At 59.5% G+C, this 15,126-nt stretch carries 14 protein-coding genes and 1 tRNA gene; 6 read left to right on the forward strand and 9 right to left on the reverse strand.

Going from position 1 to position 15,126, the window contains the following annotated elements; all coding sequences use genetic code 11:
- Positions 1-10 precede the first annotated feature (10 nt).
- The 8 genes from FZX09_RS03690 to trpD all read right to left on the reverse strand — a co-directional run bounded on the left by FZX09_RS03690 (position 11) and on the right by trpD (position 10,054).
- The gene (locus tag FZX09_RS03690; RefSeq protein ID WP_226400096.1) at positions 11-3,529 is read right to left on the reverse strand and encodes a DNA polymerase III subunit alpha; all 3,519 of its coding nucleotides are present in this window, start codon (positions 3,527-3,529) and stop codon (positions 11-13) included.
- 70 nt (positions 3,530-3,599) lie between these two features.
- Positions 3,600-5,075 carry an Asp-tRNA(Asn)/Glu-tRNA(Gln) amidotransferase subunit GatA gene (gene gatA / locus FZX09_RS03695; RefSeq protein WP_226400097.1) on the reverse strand — a complete coding sequence of 492 codons (1,476 nt, stop codon included), beginning with the start codon at positions 5,073-5,075 and terminating at the stop codon, positions 3,600-3,602.
- A 28-nt stretch (positions 5,076-5,103) separates the two neighbouring features.
- Positions 5,104-5,349 (reverse strand): DUF1816 domain-containing protein, encoded by a 246-nt coding sequence (locus FZX09_RS03700; protein WP_226400098.1) that lies wholly within the window; start codon positions 5,347-5,349, stop codon positions 5,104-5,106.
- 57 nt (positions 5,350-5,406) lie between these two features.
- Positions 5,407-6,984: a 23S rRNA (guanosine(2251)-2'-O)-methyltransferase RlmB gene (gene rlmB, locus FZX09_RS03705; protein ID WP_226400099.1), complete on the reverse strand. Its 1,578-nt coding sequence runs from the start codon at positions 6,982-6,984 to the stop codon at positions 5,407-5,409.
- A gap of 16 nt (positions 6,985-7,000) precedes the next feature.
- Positions 7,001-7,411 carry a Mini-ribonuclease 3 gene (locus FZX09_RS03710; RefSeq protein ID WP_226400101.1) on the reverse strand — a complete coding sequence of 137 codons (411 nt, stop codon included), beginning with the start codon at positions 7,409-7,411 and terminating at the stop codon, positions 7,001-7,003.
- Positions 7,408-7,797 carry an STAS domain-containing protein gene (locus FZX09_RS03715; protein WP_226400361.1) on the reverse strand — a complete coding sequence of 130 codons (390 nt, stop codon included), beginning with the start codon at positions 7,795-7,797 and terminating at the stop codon, positions 7,408-7,410. Before FZX09_RS03715 ends, FZX09_RS03710 begins: the two co-directional genes overlap by 4 nt.
- Positions 7,798-7,839: 42 nt before the next feature.
- Positions 7,840-9,000, reverse strand: coding sequence for a glutamine-hydrolyzing carbamoyl-phosphate synthase small subunit (gene carA, locus FZX09_RS03720; protein WP_226400103.1), 1,161 nt, complete (start codon positions 8,998-9,000; stop codon positions 7,840-7,842).
- Between the two features lie 7 nt (positions 9,001-9,007).
- Entirely contained in the window at positions 9,008-10,054 is a 1,047-nt protein-coding gene (gene trpD / locus FZX09_RS03725; protein ID WP_226400105.1) for an anthranilate phosphoribosyltransferase, read from the reverse strand.
- A 151-nt stretch (positions 10,055-10,205) separates the two neighbouring features.
- Here trpD and FZX09_RS03730 point away from each other — a divergent pair, with 151 nt between their 5' ends.
- The 6 genes from FZX09_RS03730 (at position 10,206) to FZX09_RS03755 (ending at position 14,255) form a co-directional block, all read left to right on the forward strand.
- Positions 10,206-11,969 carry an ABC transporter ATP-binding protein gene (locus FZX09_RS03730; RefSeq protein ID WP_226400107.1) on the forward strand — a complete coding sequence of 588 codons (1,764 nt, stop codon included), beginning with the start codon at positions 10,206-10,208 and terminating at the stop codon, positions 11,967-11,969.
- Positions 11,970-12,036: 67 nt separating this feature from the next.
- A complete protein-coding gene (locus tag FZX09_RS03735; RefSeq protein ID WP_226400109.1) occupies positions 12,037-12,300 on the forward strand; it encodes a hypothetical protein in 264 nt (87 codons plus the stop codon).
- Positions 12,301-12,852: 552 nt separating this feature from the next.
- Entirely contained in the window at positions 12,853-13,566 is a 714-nt protein-coding gene (gene msrA / locus FZX09_RS03740; RefSeq protein ID WP_226400111.1) for a peptide-methionine (S)-S-oxide reductase MsrA, read from the forward strand.
- A gap of 34 nt (positions 13,567-13,600) precedes the next feature.
- The gene (locus FZX09_RS03745) at positions 13,601-13,765 is read left to right on the forward strand and encodes a hypothetical protein (RefSeq protein WP_226400113.1); all 165 of its coding nucleotides are present in this window, start codon (positions 13,601-13,603) and stop codon (positions 13,763-13,765) included.
- Positions 13,766-13,831: 66 nt separating this feature from the next.
- On the forward strand, positions 13,832-14,167 hold the full coding sequence (locus tag FZX09_RS03750) for a hypothetical protein (protein ID WP_226400115.1): 336 nt from the start codon (positions 13,832-13,834) through the stop codon (positions 14,165-14,167).
- 14 nt (positions 14,168-14,181) lie between these two features.
- Positions 14,182-14,255: transfer RNA gene (locus FZX09_RS03755), tRNA-Pro, on the forward strand.
- Positions 14,256-14,335: 80 nt separating this feature from the next.
- Here the strand turns inward: FZX09_RS03755 and FZX09_RS03760 are convergent.
- Positions 14,336-14,971: a Crp/Fnr family transcriptional regulator gene (locus tag FZX09_RS03760; protein ID WP_226400117.1), complete on the reverse strand. Its 636-nt coding sequence runs from the start codon at positions 14,969-14,971 to the stop codon at positions 14,336-14,338.
- Positions 14,972-15,126: the final 155 nt, after the last annotated feature.

The raw sequence follows: 15,126 nt of genomic DNA on the forward strand, positions 1-15,126 counted from the left end.
GATCAGACGATCAGGAGAGCACCAGACGGTCACTGCTTCGGGCCTCAAACGATTGGGTACGCAGCGATGCGATTGCTGCATCAACATCTTTCACGCAGAACTGGGAGCCAAGTCGCACATAACGAACGCTGTCGCCGTGGCAGACCTCGGCGACAACAGGCACCTTTACGCCCAGCTCATCCCGCTCGGGGCGATGTTGGTTCAGGCATTCCCTCAGCTTGTGCTGAATGGCGATGTCACTGGCCTGATCGGAGGGGAGCTGAACAAGCAAGAGATTGAGCTCATCAACGGCGCGGCAGTCGTCAATGATCAGCTGCACGCGCTCGTCACGGCGATCAACTCCAGCCCACACCAAGAGGCGTGCTTCAGACATGAGATGGTCCGCGAGGCGGGCGTAGCTCTTGGGGAACACCACGGCTTCGCAACTTCCCGTGAGATCCTCGAGCTGCAGGATCGCCATGCGATCGCCCTTACGGGTGGTGACTTGGCGCATTTCAGCCACCATCGCAACGGCACTGACTTTGGCTTTGTCCGGCTGCTCTTCCAGAGAGCCCAGACCGATAGGTGCCAACAACTTCGACGAGGGCGTGAGTTGCTTAAGCGGATGATCTGACAGGTAGAAGCCCACCAGATCTTTTTCGAGACGAAGCTTTTCGGTTGGGGGATAGTCCGGCACCGGAGAAGCCTTGGGTGCATGGCTGAGATCCGCCGGCCCATCGTTATTGGCGACAGGAGCCATCAGATCAAAGAGGTTCCCCTGGCCGCTGTCTCGGTCTTTGGCCCGTGAGGAGGCCCAGTCGAGCAGAAGATCAAGATCAGCCATCAACTGAGCACGGTTGGCCTGCGGATCCATGGCATCCAGGGCACCGCAGTGAATCAACGACTCCAGACCACGGCGATTAAGCACTGAAGACGGGATCCGGTCGCAGAGATCAGCCAGGGAACGGAAGGGTCCGTCGCTATCGCGGGCGGCGATCAATCGACGGATCGCACCATCACCAAGGTTGCGAACGGCGGAAAGTCCAAACAGGATCCGATCGCCGTTAGGGGTGAAATCGATGAGCGAGGCATTCACATCCGGGGGCATCACCTCAATCCCCATTGCATTGCAATTGGAGATGTAGCGCTGCACCTTGTCGGCGGCTCCGGCATTCACCGTGAGCAGGGCCGCCATGTAGGCGACCGGGTAGTGCGCTTTCAAGTAAGCCGTCTGATACGTGACGGCGCCATAGGCCGTGGAATGGCTCTTGTTGAAGCAATATTCAGCGAAGAGAACCATCTGATCGAACAGTTCGTCGGCGACCTTTTCATCAACGCCACGCTCTCCAGCACCCTGGACAAAGATGCCGCGGTGCTTCTGCATCTCAGACACTTTTTTCTTGCCCATCGCTCGCCGAAGCAGATCTGCCTGACCCAGGGAGTAACCAGCCAGATCCTGCGCGATGCGCATGATCTGTTCCTGATACACCATGATCCCGTAGGTCTCGGACAGGATCGGCTCCAAAATCGCGTGAGCGAAATCGATCGCCTCACGGCCATGCTTGCGGTTGATGAATTTGGGAATCAACCCGGCATCGAGGGGCCCCGGCCGGTAAAGGGCAAGGATCGAGGAGATGTCTTCCAGCGATGACGGCTTGAGATCACGCACGATCTGCCGCATTCCGCTGGATTCCAACTGGAAGATCCCCTCCAGATCACCACGCGCCAGAAGGGCAAAGGTCTCTTCATCCTGAGGCGGCAGTTTGTCGGGGTCGACACGGGTTCCACTGCTCACCTCCACCAACTCGAGGGTCTTTTCGATCATCGTGAGGTTTTTCAACCCCAGGAAATCCATCTTCAACAGACCCATGGATTCCACGTCTTCCATGAAGTACTGCGTGATCACCTGACCGTCGTTGTTGCGCTGCAACGGCACCAGTTCATCGAGGGGGTCAGCGGCGATGACCACACCAGCTGCGTGAACACCGAAGGTTTTGTTGGTGCCTTCAATCCGCATCGCCATATCCACCCAACGCTTCACCGTTGGATCCGCCTCGTACTTCTCGCGGAACTCGGGGTTGGGGGATTCCTCGCCGATCATTGCCTTGAGCTTGGCAGGCTTACCGCGAACCACTGGGATCAACTTCGCCAGACGGTCGGCATCGCCGTAGGGAATGTCGAGCACCCGGGCCACATCCTTCAAAACCGCCTTGGAGGTCATCCGGTTGAAGGTGATGATCTGCGCCACCTTGTCCTCGCCGTAACGCTCGGTGACGTAGTCGATCACCTCGCTACGACGCTCAATGCAGAAGTCGGTGTCGATATCAGGCATCGACTTGCGTTCCGGATTGAGAAAGCGCTCGAACAGCAGGCAGTTGGTGATCGGATCAATGTTGGTGATCCCCAGGCAGTACGCAACAAGCGACCCTGCGGCGGAGCCACGACCCGGACCGACGGGAATGTGCTGTTCCCGGGCAAAGCGGATGTAATCCCATACCACTAGGAAGTAGGTGGGGAATCCCATCTGCTCCATGATCTTGAGCTCATGGGCCATGCGCTCGGCATAGTCATCGGGCAAGGCAGCATCCGGGCTGAGCTCGAGCCGATCCCGCAATCCCTGCTCCGTCACCTCCCTCAGGTAGCTGACGGGGGTATGGCCCTCGGGAATCGGGAAACGGGGCATTTGATAGCGCCCGAGGATGTCGTAGGGCTCCACCTTCTCGGCCACCTTCACGGTATTGGCGATCGCTTCGTTAACCACCTCAGGCTCGAGGTGATCCGCAAAGAGAAAACCCATCTCCTCTTTGGTTTTGATGTATTCGGTACCGGTGTAACGCAGCCGCTTCTCATCGGTGATCAGCTTGCCGGTGAGCACGCAGAGCAAGGCGTCGTGGGCTTCAACGTCCTGCTTGCTCAAGTAGTGGGCATCGTTGGTAGCAACGATCTGGATGCCAAGTTCCTTGGCAATTTTGACGATCTCAACGTTGACGATCCGATCCTCCGGAGATCCGTGGTCCTGGATCTCGAGGTAGTAGTCGTCGCCGAAGACCTCTTGGTACCAAGTTGCCACCTTGAGAGCCACATCGGGGCGACCACGCAAAATCGCTTGGGCGATCTCGCCACCGAGGCAGGCCGTCGCGATGATCAGGCCTTCGCTGTGTTGCTTCAGCAGCTCCTTGTCGATGCAGGCACGGGAGAAGATTCCGCGTCCACGCATCCCCCGCAGGTGGCTGATGCTGGTGAGCTTCACCAGATTGCGGTAGCCGGTGGCGTTTTTCGCCAACACCACAAGGTGGTAACGCTTTTCCTTCTTGGGTTGCGGGTCGTCGATGGACCCGTTGATCACATACATCTCATTGCCGATGATCGGCTTGAGACCTGTGCCCTGACAGAGCTTCAGCAGCTCAACCGCGCCGTACATCACGCCGTGATCGGTCAGGGCGATGGCAGGCATGCCCAACTGCTTCGCCCGCTCCACCATGGCCGGCAACTGCGACGCACCATCCAGAAGGCTGTAGTCGCTGTGGTTGTGGAGAGGAACGAAAGCCATGGAGCCAGATTAGGACCCAACGCAAGATCCAGTGTTCAAAGGGAACACAAGCCACCACATGTGGCGCAACTCAGGGGACCAGCGAAGCTTCCGGACGAGATGCGAACACCTGCGCAGCCTGCTCGTACTGGTGAGCCACCTGAAGCAGACGCGGTTCATCCAACACATTGCCGATCAATTGCATCCCGATCGGCAGACCCGCAGCACTGAATCCACAGGGAACACTGATGGCCGGAAGTCCAGCCAAGTTGACCGGAATCGTCAGCAGGTCAGCCAAATACATCGCCAGAGGGTCATCGGCGTGAGCGCCAGCCTTGAAGGCCGTGGACGGCGCTGTTGGCGTGAGCAGGACATCCACACTCTGGAAGGCCGCATCAAAGTCTCGCCGGATCAGGGTGCGCACCTGCTGCGCTTTTTTGTAGTAGGCATCGACATACCCGGCAGAAAGGGCATACGTGCCGATCAGGATTCGCCGTTGCACCTCAGCGCCAAAGCCTTCAGCACGGCTTCGCGCCGTCATCGCAGCAAGACTCTCGGCGTCTTCTGCACGGAAGCCGTATTTGACCCCGTCATATCGAGCCAAATTGGCCGAGGCCTCCGATGGTGCGATCACGTAGTAAGTGGCGATGCCGTCGTTGAACCGGGGGCAGCTCACCTCCACCAGTTCAGCGCCAAGAGCCTCCAGTTGAGCAGCAGAGGCCTGAACCGATGCCTTCACCTCTGCATCAAGGCCTTCGGCGTCGAAGCACTCCTTGATCACCCCCACCTTGAGGCCCTTGATGGGCTGGTTGAGGCCGGTGCTGAAGTCTGGAACCGACGCTTCAAGACAGGTGGAATCGCGAGGGTCGGGCCCGGCGATCACCTGAAGCAGTTCGGCCACATCAGCAACGCTGCCGGCGAAAGGACCCACTTGATCCAGGGAACTGGCGAAGGCCACCAGGCCCCAACGGCTGACGCGGCCGTAGGTGGGTTTGAGGCCCACCACGCCACAGAACGACGCCGGTTGGCGGATGGATCCACCGGTGTCGGAACCAAGCGAAGCGACGCAACTGCCGGCAGCGACGGCGGCTGCACTGCCACCGGAGCTTCCACCCGGCACATGGGCAGTGTTCCAGGGATTCTTTGTGGCACCAAACGCGGACGTTTCGGTTGAGCCGCCCATGGCGAACTCATCAAGGTTTGTCTTGCCAACCAACACACCTCCGGCCTGCCAAAGCCGCTCCGTGACCGTGGATTCGTAGGGGGGCACAAACTGCTCGAGCATGCGGCTGGAGCAAGTGGTGCGAACACCCTTAGTGCAGAGGTTGTCCTTGATCGCCAGGGGCAATCCCGCCAGGGGGCCAAGCTCCTCGCCGGCGGCCCTGGCTTCATCGATGCGCAGGGCCTCATCACGGGCCTTCTCAGCCGTGACTTCAACAAAAGCGTTCAAAGAAGGCTCGGAACTTTCGAGCCGTTTGAGGTGCTGATCAACGAGCTCGCGGGAGGAAACCTCGCCGCTCTGCAGTTGCTGACGCCACGCGCTGATCGTCATGTCCCTGCGATCCATTGCAGGGAGGACGCTATCAGCCGCAGGATCAGCCCTCAGCGGTGATGGTGAGGGGCTCAGAGCGCCGAGTCCGCAGCAGGGAGTGGCTGATCGACTGGGGTTGCTCCGACTTGACGTCGTCCAGGAAGGAAGCGAGCTCGCTCTCCAGTCCCTTGCGCGTGATGAAGGGACCGAACCAATAGGTCACATCAGGGCCTGAGGTCTGAACACGAGCCCACCAAGCGACTCCAAAGCCATTGGCAAGGCTGCGCAGCGGCCGAATCAGGGGACTCATGGAAGAAAAGGGACCTTGGAGCATTGTGCCCCGAGATCTTGGGAAACCATGCTGTTTTCAGGGAGATAGCTGGATGTTCTGATCGAACGGCAAGACAGCATCCGGCTGAGATGGATTCAGATCCAGATCAATCCGCTGTTCCGGTGCTGTCTCCACCTGAGCAGCCGTCTCAGAGGCATCTGCCATCTCAACGGGCGATTCAGCACCAGCAAGCTTGGGCCTCCGAATCGGCGGAGACGGCGCTTGGCCATGAATGTCCTTCATCCAGTTGCGCCGCGCCACTTCGTACACGCAAAGAGCTGTGGCAACTGAGGCATTGAGGCTCGGTGTGATGCCCCGCAGCGGGATGCGAACCAACTGGTCGCAATGGCGCCGGGTCATCAGCGACAGGCCCTGGTCTTCAGATCCGGTGACCAGCACCAGCGGCCCAGTGAGGTCGACATCGGTGAGGGTCACGTCCCCTTCAGCGGCAAGACCCACCACCCTGTAGCCGGCGTCTTTGAGCTTTTCCAAGGAGCGGTTGAGGTTCACCACGCGTGCCACCGGCAGGTGTTCCAGGGCTCCTGCGGCCACCTTGGCGGCGGAACCGGTCAAGCCAGCGCTGCGGCGCTGGGGAATCACCACTCCGTGGGCTCCCATGGCCTCAGCGGAACGAACAACCGCCCCAAGGTTGTGGGGGTCGGTGACACTGTCCAAGGCAACCAACAAAGGGGGTTCCCCCAGATCCGAGCAGCCCTCGATAAGGGTCTCGAGGTCGAGGGTTTCCGCCGCCGCCGTCTGCAGGGCAATGCCCTGATGAACGGACCCACCTGTGATCTGTCCCAGCCGAGCCCAGGTCACCTCTTCCACGAGAACGCCCGAAGCCTTGGCATCGCGAAGCAGCTGGAGAAATTTGGAGGCACTGCGCATCTCGGCAGTGCACCAGATGCGATGGATGGGGCGTCCGGCCTCCAACGCGGCCAGGGTGGCATGACGTCCCCAAATCAAATCGTCCGCTGGGGGTGTGGCCGCTGCAGCCTCCGATGCTGCCTCCGGGCGCTGAGAACGGCCCTCGTCATACCGAGATCTGGAGCGCTGGGACGGTTGGCGCCGTTCATCCCCGGAGCGACGGCGGTCGCCGTAGCGGTCGTTGCGATCGCGAAAACGCCCAGGCCCTGAGCGGTCGTTTTGAAAGTCCGAACGGGAGGCGTTCTGATCTCGGTCGAAGGAACGGGAGCGATTGCCGAACCGCTCTTTCGGGCGATCACCGAAGCGTTCTCCAGATCGATCACCAGAGCGCTCACTGAAACGATCACCAAACCGATTGCCGGGTCGATCACCAGAGCGCTCACCAAACCGATTATTGGGTCGATCACCGCCTCGCGACTGTTCCCAGCCTCCATCCCGTGGCGCGCGTCGTTCGCGATACCCGCCACCGTCACGTCCAGGCTTGGCATAGGGGGAACGACCGCCATCGGAACGGCGGTTGCTGGGCATGGGGCGACCGCTATCCGAGCGCCCCATCGAGGAGCGGCCAGCGGAAGCGCGTCCACTGGGCGGCCTGCCTCCTGGTGATCGAGCCCCCCCACTCCCTCCTGGCCCCGAACGGCCATCGCGGGATGGGCCGCTTGAGCGGCGTTCAAAGCGAGGACTCATGGTGTGCGAGGAAACGTTATGGGTTGGATCCGGCTTGCTCCAAGTGATCGAAGAGCTCCGCAAGCCGGGCTGGATTGTTCAGAAACAGCCAGCCCACCATTGTCTCAAACCCTGTGGCCCTTCCATAAACAGCAGCGTCCGCGCGCCTTGGACCCCGACCGGCACTGTTGCGGCCACGACGAACCAGATCGAGTTCCTCTGAACTGAGGAGTTCACGGTCTTCCAGCCAGCTCAGCAAGCGGGACTGGGCGTCAGCACGGACATCGGCCACAACGGCCCGATGCAATTGATCAGAGCGTCCAGGCCTCGCGCCATGGCGCAACCGTTGATGCAGCTCCCACACGGCATCTCCAATCCAAGCCAGTTGCAATGGCCCCAGCTGTTCGTTGATGTCGCTGGGAGACTGGCTTTTAATCCAATCGCTCAAGCGGCCAACTGATTCAGGGCTGTGGGCAGATCCTCCACAAGATGAAGGAACTGCTCAAGACGCACCAACTTGATCGTCTGCATGACCCTGGTGTTGCCCACAAGCAGAAACGACCGCTTGGCATCTGTGCATTGCTTGGCCAGCTGCACCAGCGCCCCAAGGCCGGATGAATCGAGGAAATCGATCTTGCTGAGATCGAGAACAGACGGAAGTTTGTTGGCCTTCAGAACATCCGCCGCATACTCCAAGAATTGCTTCTCGGAGTACGCATCAAGCTGACCGGTGAAATGAAACACCAGACAACCATTTTTCTGTTCGAATCCGCCCCGGAGAGAGACGGTCAGTCGCTGCAGTTCGCTGATGGGATCAAGCCCCCCAGGCATCATCGGCACGAAGTGTAGTGATGCTGAGCGTTGGCTACCACCTCATCAACGGCGATCGGCCATCAGCGTCACAAAGCGGGCGAAATGATGGTCGGCGTCATGGGGGCCCGGACTCGCTTCCGGGTGGTATTGCACCCCGAAAACAGGCTTTTGACGATGGGCAATTGCTGCCACGGTGCGGTCGTTCAGATTGAAGTGGGTGACGTCAATCACGTCTGAATCCAGGGAATCGGCGGAGAGGGCAAAGCCGTGGTTCTGACTGGTGATTTCAACCTGGCCCGTGGTGCCACAGGGATGGTTCAGGCCGCGGTGGCCATAGGACAGCTTGAACGTCTCTCCGCCAAGGGCCAGACCAAGGATCTGATGGCCCAGACAGATGCCAAACAGGGGTAAATCGGATTCCTCCAGCAACATCTTGGCCAGGGCAATCCCGTGGGTCACCGCTGCTGGATCGCCAGGGCCGTTGGACAGAAAGACACCATCCGGGCGATGGGAGCGAACCGTGGCCAGATCCGTGTCTGCCGGCAGAACCGTGACGTCACAGCCATGGGCGACCAGTCGATCGAGAATGGCGCGCTTGATGCCGAAATCGATGGCGACAACGCGGAAGGGCTCGTCGCTGCGGCGCTGCAAACGCTGATCGAAGCCAACACTGCAGGCCTGATTCCACTGGTAGGGCTCACGGGTGGTGACACGGTCCGCCAGGTTCAGCCCCTGCATCGACGGGGCCTGCTTCAGCAGCTCCAGCAACTGCGCCGGGGGCTGGCCGTCACTGCTGATCACGCCATTCATGGCCCCCACCTCACGCAGGTGACGCACCAAGGCACGGGTGTCCAAACCGCTGATGCCTACAAGCTGATGGGACTGCATCCAGCTTTCAAGCGGCTGTTCACAGCGCCAGTTGCTGGGCAATGGGGCCAGTTGGCGGGCAATCACGCCACGGGCATGGGGGCGATCAGCTTCTTGATCGTCAGCATTCACCCCTGTGTTGCCGAGTTCGGGATAGGTGAAGCTCACCAACTGTCCGGCATAGGAGGGGTCTGTAAGCACCTCCTGGTAACCGGTCATGCCGGTGTTGAACACCACCTCACCGATGGTGGTGCCGCGATGGCCGAAGCCAACACCGGTGAGGACCGTGCCATCGGCAAGGACGAGATAAGCCTTGTCTGATGGTGAATCGGGCATCGAAGGGCCGCCGCAGGTCATCAGTCACTCATTCTCCATCTCCGTCGGACAGGGCATCCCGCAGAGCGACAAGCTTGTCCCAGGCCTTGCCCTCATTGAGAACAGTCAGAGCCTGAGCAACAGCAGCCGGCAGATCGCTTTGCAGCCCCGCAGCCCAGAGCACCAGTGCTGTGTTGAAGGCCACCACCTCGGTCTGGGCCAGCGATCCCTGCCCCTGCAGAACGTTCTGAAGGATCTGCTGGTTCACCGCGCAGTCACCACCGCGCAGCAGATCGAGACCGGCACGGGTCAGACCCAGGTCTTCAGGGGAGACCTCTTTTGTGGTGATGCCCCCGGATTCGATCAAACGCAAGGCATTGGGACCCGCCAACGAAGCCTCATCGAGGCCCCCAGCGCCGTGAACCACGACGGCACGGCTCAAGCCGAGTTGCTGCAAAGCTCCCGCCATGGGGTCGAGAAGCTCTGGACGCGCCACGCCAAGAACCTGCGCCTGGGGCTGAAGCGGATTAACCAGAGGGCCGAGCAGGTTGAACACCGTGCGAACCCCCAGGGTCCGTCGCAGCGGCGCCAGATTCACAAGAGCTGGATGCCAGGCGGGAGCGAACAGGAAGGTGACACCGGTTCCCGGCAAAGCCTCCACCACTTTGTTTAACGGAGACTTAAGGTTGAGACCGAGCCCCTCGAGCACATCGGCTGAACCCACTTTGCCGCTGGCGCTGCGGTTGCCATGCTTGGCCACATTGACCCCGCAAGCAGCGGCGGTGAAGGCGACCGCCGTGGAGATATTGAAGGTATCTGCACCGTCACCACCGGTGCCGCAGGTGTCGACCATGGCCAGATCGGGCTGGGCGCAGGGAAGGGGGCAGGCCTCGCGTAGGACAGCCGCCATGGCCGCCAGCTCATCGGCCACCATCCCTTTGGCTCTCAGTCCAGCCAGGAACGCCCCGGTCTGCACGGGCTCGAGCTCTTCAGCTAGCCAGGCACGCATCAGGGCAGTGGCCCCATCGGAGCTGAGGTTGTTGCCCTGCAGCAGATGGTCCAAGCAACCGGACCAGGAACGCGGGTCTGAGGACATGGAAGGGAAGCTGCCAGTAAAAAACCCGGGGTGCGAGGCACACCGGGCCAGGTGATGGGAACAATCCCACTATCCCTCAGATCAACGGCGAACGACCAGCCGTTGCAGCCGGATGCCTAGGTTGGCCTGCCAACGGGACCAACGAGCTCGCATGGCCGCCCTTCGTCTCGACCTGATCGGCCGCTATCTGCGTCCCCACCGCCGCACGGTGCTGCTGGGAGCCATTGCCTTGGTGGTGGTCAACGTTTTGCGGGTCACGATCCCGTGGGAAGTGCGCAGCGTTGTGGACGAGCTGCAGAAGGGATTCAGCTACGCCGGAGTCCTGCGCCAAGCGGGATGGGTTGTGCTGCTTGCGAGCACCATGGGCGTGATCCGGCTGACCTCGCGCCAACTCATCTTTGGTGTGGGTCGGCAGGTGGAAGTGGATCTGCGACAGCGCCTGTTCGAGCACATGCTCCGCCAGGAACCCGATTGGATTCAAGGCAAAGGCAGCGGTGAAGTAATCAGTCGAGCCACGAGCGATGTGGAAAACATCCGGCGCCTGCTCGGATTCGCGATTCTTAGCCTGACCAACACGCTGCTGGCCTATGCGCTGACGCTGCCCGCAATGTTGGCCATCGATCCGTGGCTGACCCTGGCCGCCGTCGGGCTCTACCCCGTGATGCTCAGCACGGTGCGCCTTTTCGGTGGGCGCATGATGCGTCAAAAGCGCGCGCAGCAGGAAGAACTCTCCGCCCTAAGCAACCTGATTCAAGAAGATCTCTCTGGGATCGGGGCCATCAAGATCTACGGCCAAGAGGGTGCGGAACAGGAGGCCTTCGCTTCACGTAACCGCCGCTATCGCGACAGCGCTATTCGGCTGGCGAGAACACAAAGCACCCTGTTCCCGCTGCTTCAGGGCATTTCATCCCTCTCTGTTCTTTTGCTGTTGGCCATCGGCAGCGGGCAACTCGCAGCCGGTCGTCTGAGCATTGGAGGACTGGTAGCCCTGATCCTTTATGTGGAGCAGCTCGTCTTCCCAACAGCATTGCTGGGATTCACGCTCAACACCTTCCAGACCGGCCAGGTGAGCCTCGAGCGGGTGGAGGAATTGCTGAAACGGGAACCAGAGATCAAAGACCCTGATCCCTCTGAAGTTCAGCCCCATCCAACAACCGACCGCCGGGGGCGTTTTGAAGCCCGCGGCCTGACGGTCAAATATCAAGGTGCTGAGCAGAACACCCTCAATGGCCTGCAGTTCTGCATCGAACCAGGGGAGTTGGTTGCCGTAGTAGGGGCCGTGGGCTGCGGCAAGACCACCCTGGCTCGGGCGTTCGGTCGCATGGTTCCACTGGAACCAGGACAACTGTTCCTGGATGGCGTGGATGTCACCCAGATGCCTCTAAAGACGTTGCGCCGTGACGTGGCGATCGTTCCCCAGGAGGGCTTTCTGTTCACCAGCACCCTGGCGGACAACCTCCGCTACGGCGATCCTGAGGCCAGTGATCAGCTGGTTGAGTTGGCGGCAGAACAAGCCCGTCTGGCTGATGACGTGAAGGGCTTTCCTGATGGTTTCGGAACCATCGTTGGGGAACGCGGCATCACGTTGAGTGGTGGTCAACGTCAACGCACAGCCCTGGGGCGGGCTCTTCTGATGTCGGCGCCGGTGTTGATCCTGGACGACGCCTTGGCAAGCGTCGACAACAACACGGCAGCGGCGATTTTGGATTCGATTCGAGCCCAGGATGATCGGACCATCGTGATGATCAGCCATCAACTTTCAGCCGCAGCGGCCTGTGATCGCATCCTGGTGATGGAGAACGGACGCATCGTTCAACAGGGACACCACAACGCCTTGATCCAACAGCCGGGTGTGTACAAACGTCTTTGGGAGCGTCAACAGGCATCTCAACAACTGGATGCGTTGGCTTCCTGAAGAATCTCCGGGCGGTTTCTGACAACTCCAACGTCCGTGGCTTAGCTGTGTAGGCGACTCCTTGCCTATGACCAGCGGATCCCCCTTTGCGGTGCGCTGCACGCTCACCTTCGGCGATATTTACGGACAGGTGCTGGCCTGGATGGCCGTCATTTTTGTGAGCCTGGCTGCGGGGCTTGCCTTGATGGGCTCCTCGCGACCATTGTTTGCACTGGTGGGAGTGGGGCTGATTTTGGTGCTCAGCCTGCCGTTTCTGCTCTTCGCCTTCGTCACAACGCTGCTGAATCACATCCAGCTCAACCCGGTTGAGGGTGAAGCCAAAGTGTCCTAAGCACTCAAGCCAACACGAAGCGAAGGCATATCTTCTCCACCTCCGGAACGACTACCCCTAGATCTAGGGAACAGGATTTCTTCTGATTGAAATTCGAATGAAGGAGGTTCCGCAGGACGAGACCACTGTTCCTTGATCGGCCATCACCACAAGATCATTCCATAGAGCAGCGATTGACAGTAGACATTTCTGACGCAGGTGGGATGTCTGATTCACCAGAATCAACAGCCTGTTTTTTTATCAAAAACACCTTTTTGAATCCATAAGCCATTAGTCAATTACTTGCAATGGGCTCATCCATCAAATTCGCCTTGCTTTCTGGTCATGTGCCAGCCATCAGCAAGATTCAGGTTGAAAGCTGTTGACAAAAGAATCAACAACTTTCTGTAGAACATTGTCCAAATAAGAATCACTCTTCAATAGAACCTTTGATCGTTGCTTTTCATCCGTTACTTGGAGGAGCAATCGCCGAGAGTTCACTGATTGCCCTCGAGGCGGCGGCATCACTCCATTGAATCAACTTCCTAAGCTCTCCAAATCGACGTAATCAACATGCTTCCTTCCTGGCTGTCTCCCCGCGGCGACGCCGAACCATCTGCACCGGCAACACACGCAGTGTTGGGAACACCGCTGAAGGCCCCACTGATGGCCGACCAGAAAGAAGCAATCTTTGCCTGTGGCTGCTTCTGGGGCGCTGAGAAAGGTTTTTGGCGACTCCCAGGGGTGATGAGCACTGCCGTGGGCTACGCGGGAGGCCAAACCGAGCAACCGACTTACAACCAGGTTTGTTCCGGCAGAACCGGGCACACGGAAGTGGTGCGCGTGGTGTGGAGCCGCCCCGCTCTGGATTTCAGCGACCTGCTGAAACTGTTCTGGGAGTGTCACGACCCCACCCAAGGCAACCGGCAGGGCAACGACACCGGCAGCCAATACCGGTCAGCCATTTACACGTTCAATCCGGAGCATCTGCAACTGGCCCTCGCCAGCCGGGACGCCTATCAAGCCGCACTCTCTGCCAAGGGTTATGGCGCCATCACCACCGAAATCCTGGCAGACCAAACCTTCTATTTCGCCGAGGACTATCACCAGCAGTACCTCGCCAAACCGGGAAGCCGCCCCTACTGCTCTGCGATGCCAACACAGACGCTGCTTGGTGAGTTCGAAGGATCGAACTACAAACTCCCAAAGCAGGTCTGGGACAAGTACGACTGGTCTGTCAGCCACTGCGTGCTTCGATCCGACAACAGCCCAATCGCTCTGGGCTGATTCGGCCAGGATGAGGATTATCCCAATCCATGCCATGCCTGAGCCCTGGTCTGATCGACAGGTGATCCTGGCCATCGCCCTCACCTTGATTTTGGTTCTGGGCCTGATCCTCGGCAGCGTGTCCCTCAACCGAGAGCAGCAGGCTCCGATGCTTTGGCGGGAAACACCCCAGCCCAAGTCAACACCATTGGCAATCTGACCACCAACCCACAGGCACGCGGCCACTTGGTGCGATCGTGGATGGAGAAGGTTCCTCCGTTCTGCAGTGAGTGAGCGGCCTGATCCATCCGAGCAGCGACAACTGCATCCTCTGCCGAGGGGGCTGGTGGAGCTCTATGGCTTGATCGCCGTTCTGGTGGTGCTCATCCCCGAATGGCTGGCGGATGGAACCTTGAATCTGGGCCAGTCCAAAGGCCCTGCTTCGCTCCCGATGCGCTCCAGAGCGTGGCGCACGCTTCCTGAACTGCGCTTGGCGGCCATGACCCTGGCCGAGCTTCGTCAGGCCGCCGCAGAACTGCGGATATACCAGTACGGATCGGCATCGAGAGACCAACTCACCACTCGGTTGCTCAGGCGACTCAGACGCCGGGATGCACTGTGATAACTTAAATCTGACGGGGCGTGGCGCAGCTTGGTAGCGCACCACTTTGGGGTAGTGGGGGTCGTGGGTTCAAATCCCGCCGCTCCGATTCAACCGTCTTGTTTCCCCACCTGAAGATCAACATTTCAGGGTTTGAGCCGGCAGTTACGCCGGCTCTTTTTTGTGCATTCAGCGGCGGCCGGCGCTGGTCACCACCAGATGCCTGGAGGCATCAATCTGAAGCCAGCCTTCATCCCGCAACTGACCCAAGACGCGGGTCACAGTCACCCTTGTGGTGCTGAGGGCGCTAGCGATCTCCTGATGGGTCAGGCGAAGGTTTAGGCGAAGACCAGAATCACAGGGTTCGCCAAAGTCCTTGGCGAGCAGTTCCAGAAAGCCCCGGACTCGTTCTTCAACGCGGCGCAGCCCCAGCAGAGACAGGAGCGACTCCGCTTGGCGGTAGCGGGCGGCCATGGCCTTGGCCAAGCCGAGCGCCAACTGAGGAGACTGCTCAAGCTCCGCCAGATTGCAGCAGAGCAGATCGCAATCGGTAAGTGCGACAGCCTCGTAGGCCTCCACATTGGTGAATGCCGCAGCGAAGGGTTCATTCGGCCCCACAAGGCCAAGCACCAGCTCATCGCCATGGACTGACACAGCCCCCAGCTTCACCATGCCGCGAACCACAAACCAAACGCTGTTCTTCAGCAGAGGAATGAGACTTCCTGAGGTGACATATACAACATTGCGATTGTCGTAGCTGCTTTCAAGAAACGCCTTGAAACCCAGAGCCTTTGAACTCAGATCAGCGGACGGAGTGGCAAGCATTTGGAATTCCATGAATCCAGGAAAACTGTATTGAGGACAACATCGATTCCCAACAAAGAGCTGGGAGAGATTTGGGAGAGATTTGGGAGAGATTAGGTTAAGAAGGCTCTAACATTGATCGCAATTTGAATTATTTAATGCATAAAAAAAGGGCC

Source organism: Synechococcus sp. MU1643 (assembly GCF_020514095.1).
Lineage (GTDB): Bacteria > Cyanobacteriota > Cyanobacteriia > PCC-6307 > Cyanobiaceae > Parasynechococcus.

Excerpts from the sequence above, each read along its gene's own strand:
- carA (WP_226400103.1), bottom strand. The coding sequence starts at position 9,000 with ATGACCTGCGGCGGCCCTTCGATGCCCGATTCACCATCAGACAAGGCT.
- FZX09_RS03735 (WP_226400109.1), top strand. The coding sequence starts at position 12,037 with ATGACCAGCGGATCCCCCTTTGCGGTGCGCTGCACGCTCACCTTCGGC.
- FZX09_RS03745 (WP_226400113.1), top strand. The coding sequence starts at position 13,601 with ATGCCTGAGCCCTGGTCTGATCGACAGGTGATCCTGGCCATCGCCCTC.
- FZX09_RS03760 (WP_226400117.1), bottom strand. The coding sequence starts at position 14,971 with ATGCTTGCCACTCCGTCCGCTGATCTGAGTTCAAAGGCTCTGGGTTTC.
- FZX09_RS03690 (WP_226400096.1), bottom strand. The coding sequence starts at position 3,529 with ATGGCTTTCGTTCCTCTCCACAACCACAGCGACTACAGCCTTCTGGAT.
- trpD (WP_226400105.1), bottom strand. The coding sequence starts at position 10,054 with ATGTCCTCAGACCCGCGTTCCTGGTCCGGTTGCTTGGACCATCTGCTG.
- FZX09_RS03715 (WP_226400361.1), bottom strand. The coding sequence starts at position 7,797 with ATGATGCCTGGGGGGCTTGATCCCATCAGCGAACTGCAGCGACTGACC.
- FZX09_RS03700 (WP_226400098.1), bottom strand. The coding sequence starts at position 5,349 with ATGAGTCCCCTGATTCGGCCGCTGCGCAGCCTTGCCAATGGCTTTGGA.
- msrA (WP_226400111.1), top strand. The coding sequence starts at position 12,853 with ATGCTTCCTTCCTGGCTGTCTCCCCGCGGCGACGCCGAACCATCTGCA.
- FZX09_RS03730 (WP_226400107.1), top strand. The coding sequence starts at position 10,206 with ATGGCCGCCCTTCGTCTCGACCTGATCGGCCGCTATCTGCGTCCCCAC.
- rlmB (WP_226400099.1), bottom strand. The coding sequence starts at position 6,984 with ATGAGTCCTCGCTTTGAACGCCGCTCAAGCGGCCCATCCCGCGATGGC.
- gatA (WP_226400097.1), bottom strand. The coding sequence starts at position 5,075 with ATGGATCGCAGGGACATGACGATCAGCGCGTGGCGTCAGCAACTGCAG.